This is a genomic window from Paenibacillus senegalensis JC66 (assembly GCF_000285515.1).
Classification (GTDB): Bacteria; Bacillota; Bacilli; order Paenibacillales; family NBRC-103111; genus Paenibacillus_L; species Paenibacillus_L senegalensis.
In genome coordinates this window covers 410,089-418,057 of sequence record NZ_HE610960.1, presented here as the reverse complement: position 1 = coordinate 418,057, position 7,969 = coordinate 410,089, and the positions used below count along the sequence as shown (strand labels likewise).

The 7,969-nt window shown below is 43.6% G+C and carries 10 protein-coding genes; 8 read left to right on the top strand and 2 right to left on the bottom strand.

All coding sequences use genetic code 11. The features are described 5' to 3' along the window. The first annotated feature begins 38 nt into the window (after window positions 1–38). The 4 genes from PSHG_RS17590 to PSHG_RS17575 all read left to right on the top strand — a co-directional run bounded on the left by PSHG_RS17590 (window position 39) and on the right by PSHG_RS17575 (window position 2,685). Entirely contained in the window at window positions 39–635 is a 597-nt protein-coding gene (locus PSHG_RS17590) for a class I SAM-dependent methyltransferase (RefSeq protein WP_010275456.1), read from the top strand. A 195-nt stretch (window positions 636–830) separates the two neighbouring features. After that, window positions 831–1,142 carry a GrpB family protein gene (locus PSHG_RS28040; protein ID WP_010275452.1) on the top strand — a complete coding sequence of 104 codons (312 nt, stop codon included), beginning with the start codon at window positions 831–833 and terminating at the stop codon, window positions 1,140–1,142. A gap of 375 nt (window positions 1,143–1,517) precedes the next feature. Beyond that, window positions 1,518–1,997 (top strand): SRPBCC family protein, encoded by a 480-nt coding sequence (locus PSHG_RS17580; RefSeq protein ID WP_010275448.1) that lies wholly within the window; start codon window positions 1,518–1,520, stop codon window positions 1,995–1,997. A 154-nt stretch (window positions 1,998–2,151) separates the two neighbouring features. Beyond that, window positions 2,152–2,685, top strand: a complete 534-nt coding sequence (locus PSHG_RS17575; protein ID WP_010275444.1) for a GNAT family N-acetyltransferase — start codon at window positions 2,152–2,154, stop codon at window positions 2,683–2,685. A 671-nt stretch (window positions 2,686–3,356) separates the two neighbouring features. Here the strand turns inward: PSHG_RS17575 and PSHG_RS17570 are convergent. Continuing rightward, the gene (locus PSHG_RS17570) at window positions 3,357–3,899 is read right to left on the bottom strand and encodes an NADPH-dependent FMN reductase (RefSeq protein WP_010275441.1); all 543 of its coding nucleotides are present in this window, start codon (window positions 3,897–3,899) and stop codon (window positions 3,357–3,359) included. A 119-nt stretch (window positions 3,900–4,018) separates the two neighbouring features. Then, on the bottom strand, window positions 4,019–4,564 hold the full coding sequence (locus tag PSHG_RS17565) for a helix-turn-helix domain-containing protein (protein WP_026021446.1): 546 nt from the start codon (window positions 4,562–4,564) through the stop codon (window positions 4,019–4,021). Window positions 4,565–4,764: 200 nt separating this feature from the next. On the opposite strand from PSHG_RS17565, the gene PSHG_RS17560 reads away from it, so the two are divergent. The 4 genes from PSHG_RS17560 to PSHG_RS17545 all read left to right on the top strand — a co-directional run bounded on the left by PSHG_RS17560 (window position 4,765) and on the right by PSHG_RS17545 (window position 7,968). Then, on the top strand, window positions 4,765–5,166 hold the full coding sequence (locus PSHG_RS17560; RefSeq protein WP_010275437.1) for a DoxX family protein: 402 nt from the start codon (window positions 4,765–4,767) through the stop codon (window positions 5,164–5,166). Between the two features lie 301 nt (window positions 5,167–5,467). Continuing rightward, window positions 5,468–5,920 (top strand): MarR family winged helix-turn-helix transcriptional regulator, encoded by a 453-nt coding sequence (locus tag PSHG_RS28035; protein WP_010275433.1) that lies wholly within the window; start codon window positions 5,468–5,470, stop codon window positions 5,918–5,920. Window positions 5,921–6,074: 154 nt separating this feature from the next. Then, window positions 6,075–6,806, top strand: coding sequence for an ABC transporter ATP-binding protein (locus tag PSHG_RS17550; protein ID WP_010275429.1), 732 nt, complete (start codon window positions 6,075–6,077; stop codon window positions 6,804–6,806). Then, the gene (locus PSHG_RS17545) at window positions 6,748–7,968 is read left to right on the top strand and encodes a hypothetical protein (RefSeq protein WP_162137294.1); all 1,221 of its coding nucleotides are present in this window, start codon (window positions 6,748–6,750) and stop codon (window positions 7,966–7,968) included. Before PSHG_RS17550 ends, PSHG_RS17545 begins: the two co-directional genes overlap by 59 nt. Window position 7,969: the final 1 nt, after the last annotated feature.

The window sequence follows — 7,969 nt, the reverse complement described above, 5'->3', positions numbered from 1 at the left end:
GGTACATACTCCAATAACACTAGAAGGAAGGAATAATCGTGAATGATGAGAAATTACTTCAATTTTATCTAAATCTTAGATCATCAGAAGCAGGACCCTGGAATTTATCGCCGGAAAACCTGTACATAGAACTTGAAGTAAGACACCACATAAGAGAACTCATCTATCTTCATTCCAGGTTAAATGTCTGTAACATTGGAATTGGCACTGGGGAGTGGGATGATTACTTGGGTTATATACTCACTGGGCGGGGGAATATAACCAGTGTAGACATTGATAACCATACTTGTGAGCTGTTTCAATACAGGCAGAAGATAGAATCCCATCCTAATCCTTCAAAAGTTTTATGTGAGAACATACTGGAGACCTCATTAAATGCGAATTCTTTTGATATAGTAACCATTATCGGTTCAACGGTAAGGGAAATCGGCCAGTATAACAGAACACTAGAAACTTGCTTCAAACTGTTGAAGCCTGGCGGTCAGTTTTTCTACATGGATTTTGAAAAAAATTATCCCATTGACTTATTCGAACAATGGGCACAGAATGCAAATCATGAAATAGAAACCGTTATTAGATTGTCAAGATATGAAGTAGTGGAATCCTTTATAACCATTGCAAGAAAAGGAATGTAACTCGAAGAAAGGGGGACTGTCAGATAACACCGTAATCCCTCTCCGAGGTTAATACTCCTAGGCTGGCGGATGAATAATCATAGAAGAAGCTAGCCAACACAAGCTCCGCCTAAGACCGTTAGACGGAACTTCTTATAAAACTTCTTATAAAACTTCTTATAAAACTTCTTATAAAACTATGCTGGAAGTGATTCTATGAAGATTGATGAACCGGTCCACCTTAGTACCTGGTCAGTGGAATGGAAAGAAAAATATGAAGAGGAAAAAAAGAGATTATCTCTGGTATTTGCGGAGTGGGGTTCAACGATTTGGAAAGATAATTTATTGTTTAGGGATTACCTGCGAAGTCACCCCGAAGAGGCAAAAGAATATTCGAAAATCAAAGAAATAGCGATAACAAAAGGATATAACACGTTATTGAAGTACTCTGAGGAGAAGTCGGATGTAATTCAACAAATCATGAATCATGCACGAAAGTGGAATGATGGAGGAAGAAACGTCGTCTAACCATGTCTACGAATCGGCAAATAATTGTCTCGGTTCGATGTTATCTGCCATTCAAGTGAAGAAATAAATGAAGATGTGCCCATAAACTTTTTATGCTTTTGGCACTCGAGGGTAACCTATTGTATTTTTCGGTATTTATGGAGGCAGCCTGATGAACTATAGTTATTGCCCGGTCTGTGGTAGAGAATTAATAAAAAAAGATATTAAAGACGAAGGACTAATCAATTACTGTGCTCATTGTAATAAACCGTATTTTTTCATGGGAAGGTTATGTGTATTATTATTTTAGAAAACAGTATTGCCGAGCAGCTGTTATTAGAAATTAAAGATACAATTTAAGACTTTGAAGATATAAAAGTAATGGAGGATGATACGATGAATCAATTGGGAACATTGCATGAGTCAAATGGTCGTTATGCTCTAAGGTTTGAACGCTTTTTCTCTTACAAACCCGAAGATGTTTTCCGTGTCATTACGAATCCTGGCTGCTTCTCCCAATGGTACCCTTTCGCAACGGGGGAGATGGACCTCAAAACAGGAGGTAAGATTGCCTTCGATGACGGTGAAGGGTCGACATATGAAGGGATCATAACTGCATTAATAGCACCCCATACCTTTGAATTCCGTGAAATTGATGATTGGATACAAATCTCATTGCAGGAAAAGGATGAAGGATGCCAAATGGCCTTCACCCACATTTTTGACGATAAAGAAATGGCAATGTATACCGCTGCAGGATGGCATAGATGTCTGGATGTTCTTCAACAGCTAGTCAACGGAGATCCAGTCGAATGGAAAGATAACTCAGCGGAGCTAAGGGAATTTTACCGGGAAGCATTTGATCGAAAAAGTTAACTGTTATGCAAATGGGAGAAACGAACTATTCTTATGCTGTTACCTATCACATCAGTCCATAGAACATAGGCGCTTCGGGGATACGTAGACATACGTAGACATACGTAGAACGTTAACGTTAACTAAGCAAATCAAGAGATAACAGGAGGAAGTAATGGGGGCAATAACCATAAAAAGACTGACGGTTATGGAAGAAGCCGATTTACTAGATCATAAGTTTTCTGAACAATTTAGATGGTACAGGCAAGGGGAGTATTTTAGAAAGTGTCTGGATGAGAACCTGGCAGCAAGCAGAATAACATTATTGACATACTACGAAAAAGAACTTGCGGGTTGCTGTCATTTACTTTTCCAATCAGACTATTCATTTTTTCGAGATCAAAAGATACCGGAAATTAATGATTTGAACGTATTTCCTGAGTTTCGAAGAAAGAGGGTCGCCAGCACAATATTTGATGAACTGGAAGCGATTGTTTCTGCATCTTCTAGATATATCGGCGTTGGAGTAGGACTTTATAAGGATTATGGGAATGCTCAGAAAATGTATACCTCTCGCGGATATGTGATGGATGGCAATGGGATGACATATAAAAATGTTCAAGTAGAACCAGGCCGATCCGTAATGGTAGACGATGAACTAATCATCTATTTGATCAAAGACCTGTCATCTATTAGATCTGAGACTTGAAGGGCTGCGGGTAAGCAAACCCCGAAGAAGTGACGACTTCAGTTCATATTCCATCCATTGTTTCTGTGAACACGACGTTGCTCCAACTAATGCAAAGGGATGGTAAAGCTTGTACATCCCTGGATAGGAGGCCCATATTCAGCCGCTTTCGGAGCGTCCTAGGGGAAAAGTAACGCTCAGCAGAAAAGGGCTGTCCAGGAAGTTAGTGTAAACTGGTTTCTGGACAGCACCAATTCACCTCGGGCCCCGCTGCAGCTCCTTAAACCCCTGCATTTGTTGGCATTTGTACGATTTGTCATACAAATCTCGGGCAATGGCCCTTCAATCCCTGTATTTGTACGATTTGTCATACAAATCTTGGGTAATTGCCCTTCAATCCCCTGCATTTGTACGACGTTTCATACAAATCTCCGGTATTCGCACTTCAACCGCATGAATTTGTACGACATTTCGTACAAAATGCAAGGCAACAAGCCCGCGAACCCCGCGAACCCCGCGGGCCCCGCGATCGCGCCAATCTTGGCTATTTTCATGCTGGAGTTGTGCCAGAACTGGAGAAGACATGACGGTTTCCGCATACAATTCGCCTCGGGCCCCGCTGCTTGGGGGCTGCTTATTCTAGTTATCAGGCTGAACTGCTGCTTTTCGGACAGCTCCGAAGACCTGTCAGTTTATACGAATCGTTTCATCCATTCTTGGAAATTTGCAATGACCCCATCAATGAAGGCAACGGTTGATTCGTCTGTCAAGTTGCCTTCCTCATCGAATTTCTCATGCACGGCCCCAACATAAACTTCATTTCCACCGAGAACCGGAGAATTTAATCCAATCGCAAATAAAATATCCCGTAAATGCATCTGCGCTTTTACCGAACCTAATACACCCATGGAAGAGCCCATAATAATCGATGGTTTTCCATTCATAACTTTATCTACGCGGCTTAACCAGTCAATCGCATTGCCTAACACACCCGGAATTGATCCATTATATTCTGGTGTTACCCAAAGAACGGCATCTGCTTCCTTTACTTTCGCTTTGAAATCAAGCACTTCTTGAGGGGCGGATAATTCCATGTCCTGGTTGTACATAGGGAGGGGAGCTAAATCTAGAATTTCTACCTCAAATTGATCGGCATAACGTTTCTGAACATGCTTGGCTAGTTTTAAATTATAGGATTCCTTACGAATACTCCCTACAATAGCGGCTACTTTCATTTCATTGACCTCCAAATAATAAATGTTGACTATGGGTTCGCTTACTTTTGTTATGTCTTTACTATCTGCCTTCTGCTTTTTAGCAATAGGGTTTATTTATATCTTTTAGCTGGCAATGCTTATAGCAGGTCATCCATTTTTGTATCGGAATAAATGGCAATTAAGATTACGGATTTGGTATCTCCAATGTTTTTTACGGTATGTGGAACACTAGCATTCCAGGTAAAACAATCGCCTTCTTCTGCAATTAAAGAGTCTTCTCCTTGCTTAGCCAGCACTTTGCCTTGGAGGACTAAATGACATTCTTCCCCTTCATGCGCATGGGGCTCATCTTCTCCAATAGAAGCACCGGCTGGAGATTCAACGATCATCATTCGTAAGGGTCCTTTTGAGGTTAAATGCTCGATTGATAATTGTTTAAAAGATGAGGTTCTTCTTGCATTTTTTCGCACGACCCGCATGTGTTGTTTTTTTTCCAGCAGCAAGTAAGGTAAAGGCACCTTCAGAAACTCCGCAATGGTACTGAGTGTATGAATTGAAGGTGACGTATTGTTGTTTTCGATGTTGCTTATAAATCCTTTTGAAAGCCCTGTGGCTTCGCACATTTGCGCAATAGTCAACTTTCTTCTATGTCTGATCGCACGTATTTTAGTCCCTATATCCAGCTTAATCACCTCTGCATGCCGCTTCAATTAGGAAACATAAATGTATTTTAGCAAATATCATTGACAAGCCACAACTTCTTTTGTTATTTTATAAAAAACAAATTTTCTTATAAGGAAAATTACGAGTTTTTATTTTTTTGTTTTAGTGTTTCCTTATAAGAATATTTTTTCGCTATATAATTACTTTAGGAGGAATAGGAGTGGCAAACAAAGAAGCTATAGGTACCTTATTATTACGGGTTGTATTAGGAGTAATCTTTATAGGGCATGGTTCTGATAAATTTTTAGGTGGTATTGAAAATATCGCTGGATGGTTTGCCAGTATTGGATTGCCTGGATTTTTAGCTTATATAGTTGCAGGTCTCGAAGTGGTTGGGGGTGCTGCATTAATACTTGGACTGGGAACTCGTGTCTTTGGAGGACTATTTGTTTTGTTGCTGTTGGGAGCGATTTTAAAAGTTCAGTTGGCAGCTGGGTTTATTGGGGGTTACGCTTACGATCTTGCATTGCTCGCAATCTCTGCTTATTTATTGCTAACTGGAAGTAAGCGATATTCATTGGATAGTATTTTATTTAAAAGTAAGAAGGAAGCATTTAATTAAACCGACCGTCTTAAATGTGTCAACTTTTACCCCGCCTTAAGGGTTGAATGAAACCCAAAGGTGGGTTTTGTCGTGAAAAATGTGATTCGGAGGCCCGTTCTGAAAGTGTCGGACTTTACAAATGTTTAGTTCCTTCGAGGAGACCTTGACGAGGGGACGATGATCATGTTAAATAGGTAATATATTACCTAATTATCGAAGGATTATTCCTGAAAGAAGGATTATTCCTGAAATAAGGTTTATAGCTAGAGAGAAAGGTTCCTGGCGGAAGGTCGCAAATAGGTGAGGGGACGCAGGGGTGATGGCTGTGGATGAACATAAGGGGAAGATTTTCGCATCGCTTTTTATAATCGCGAATCGGCTGCAAGTATTGGGAGATCGGCTTGACCCGGACGTGACGGTTAAGCAATGGCTGCTGATTGCTGTTATTGTCAAAAGTTACCCGGGCATGCTCTCGGTAAAAGACATTGCCAGCATCGTTGGAGTCTCTCATCAAAATGTTATGCAAATGGTCAGGAGCCTCGAGAAGAAAGGATTCGTTCACATCTCCATTGATGAGTCCGATCGCCGGATCAAAAGAATCGGCCTGACCCGGAAGTGTCAAGAATACTTTGCCGCGAGGGGGGACCGGGAGCTTGCCTTTTTAAACGATTTGTTTGCCGGCTTCTCAGGCGATGAACTGCAGCACTTCGCCGTCCATATCGATCATTTGATCTCGAACATCATGAAGATGGAGCTACGCTCCACAACTTAAATATTAGAGACGATACTGTTCACTAGAGGTATCGCGCTTCATGAGCAGCGGTATCATTCATGAGAGAAGGTACCATCCGTGGACGCGAATCATTTATTCAGAGGCGGTACCATTCATGAGAGAAGATAGCATCCCTGAAAGGCGGTGAAGTTAGGTGCTTAAGGTAAACGATGTCGTTTTTCGGTATGACCGGCAGGCGAAACCGACCATCGACCACCTGTCCTTTGAAGTAGCTGCCGGGAGTATTTGCGGCTTGCTGGGACCTAATGGAGCGGGAAAAACAACCACGATTCAACTAATTCTGGGCTTGTTGAAAGCAGAGCAGGGAGCAATCTCCATTCAGGGCCTCTCGTTGGCAGATAACCCTATCGTTTACAAACAGCGCGTGGGCTACGTCTCGGACAGCCACTCCATCTACGACAGCTTGACCGGGCTGGAGTATCTCAACTTCATGGCCGATATGTACGAGGTCAGTGCAGCACAAAGGGCTGCCGTCTATGACCCGTTCATTGAAGAGTTCCAGGTGCAAGCCTATTTGAAGCGCCCGATCAAAAGCTACTCGCATGGGACGCGGCAAAAATTTTCGATTATGGCTTCCCTTGTTCATGACCCGCTCCTGTGGATCCTGGATGAGCCGATGACCGGTCTGGATGTTGAGGCTTCTTATGTATTAAAGAAGCGGATGCGGGCACATCAGGAAAAGGGGCATGCTGTCTTATTTTCATCTCATATTCTAGAAATCTGTGAGCAGCTATGCGATACGATTGCCATTATTCATCAGGGACAGTGCAGGCACATGGCCGCCTTAAAGCACGAGGCTGGCGAGGATGGAGCGAGGCCGCTGGAAGAGCTTTATCTGGAGGTGGTCAAGCATAAGCATTCTTGATCAAATTCAAAGGTTGATGAAGGTGATTGTATTCGTCAACTTCAGCTTTCTGCGCTTCCGGCACAAGCTGAACAAGGAACGGTTGACTATGGATACGCTAGTCCTCTTGATTACCGTTGCATCCGTTGGCGTGTTCTTAATGTCCTACTATGTGGGGATCATGAACAAGTGGTATTTGTATTTTCAGCATGCAGGGATGGATACAGGCTTTCTGCTCTCGGTTCTGTGGATCTTCCATTCCTTTCTCTTGCTGACGGGCTCCTTTTTTGTGCTGCATCTGTTTTGCTTTTCAAAGGACAGCTCCGCTCTGCTCTATTTACCGCTTAAATCCGAAGTGCTGCTGCTAAGCAAATTGCTGGTCGTCATCCTGTCAGGATACGTATTGGCTCTAATATTATTGGTTCCTCCCCTTATCCTTTACGGAATCGATCACGCTTCACTAGGGTATGCAGCAGCGGCCCTCATGATCGTTGCCGCCAGTCCGCTTATGCCGCTGACCTTGCTCGGCACGATTGCCCTGCTGGCGCTGAAGCTGTCTGATATATGGAAAAAGAGTCCGGGCTTGATCGCGGCGATTGGGCATCTGCTGCTGCTCCTGACTGCAGGTTTCATAACCGGCCGCTTTCTGGGGGCCGCGGGAATCGGAGACCGTCTCATCGCATGGAGCCGGCTTGAAGCACCGGAGTACGGGCTGCTGCTTTTCCTGTACCTCGGATTATCCGGGGCTGCGCTGTATTTGTTTTGGCTGCTGGCACGCCGCTTATTCCCTTCGGGTCTAACGCTGTCCAGCGCTGCCGGACGCCAGTCGCATGCGGCCCGTTTGCCGGATGCAACGTTTACTGGCAGACACCGATTCTTCAGCTACTTTCAGAAAGAATGGCGACTTTTTTTCCGCGAGCCAGTTTACGTCCTGAATGGAATGTTCGGTGCTGTCCTGCCCCCGCTTTTGCTGCCTCTGTCTTTTCAAATGAGCAGCATGGGAGGCGAACTGGATGCGATCCGGCGCATCGCTTCTCAGGAACAGTATGCTTTTATGGCAACTATTGTGGCTCTGGCGATCATAGTTGTTACTTCCGGAATCAACGTGGTCGCCTCCAGCAGCGTATCGAGGGAAGGCCGTCATTATTGGTTATGCCAGCTCATTCCACTCCCCTACTGGTAGC

Excerpts from the sequence above, each read along its gene's own strand:
- PSHG_RS17545 (WP_162137294.1), top strand. The coding sequence starts at position 6,748 with ATGGAGCGAGGCCGCTGGAAGAGCTTTATCTGGAGGTGGTCAAGCATA.
- PSHG_RS17570 (WP_010275441.1), bottom strand. The coding sequence starts at position 3,899 with ATGAAAGTAGCCGCTATTGTAGGGAGTATTCGTAAGGAATCCTATAAT.
- PSHG_RS17575 (WP_010275444.1), top strand. The coding sequence starts at position 2,152 with ATGGGGGCAATAACCATAAAAAGACTGACGGTTATGGAAGAAGCCGAT.
- PSHG_RS28040 (WP_010275452.1), top strand. The coding sequence starts at position 831 with ATGAAGATTGATGAACCGGTCCACCTTAGTACCTGGTCAGTGGAATGG.
- PSHG_RS17580 (WP_010275448.1), top strand. The coding sequence starts at position 1,518 with ATGAATCAATTGGGAACATTGCATGAGTCAAATGGTCGTTATGCTCTA.
- PSHG_RS28035 (WP_010275433.1), top strand. The coding sequence starts at position 5,468 with ATGGCTGTGGATGAACATAAGGGGAAGATTTTCGCATCGCTTTTTATA.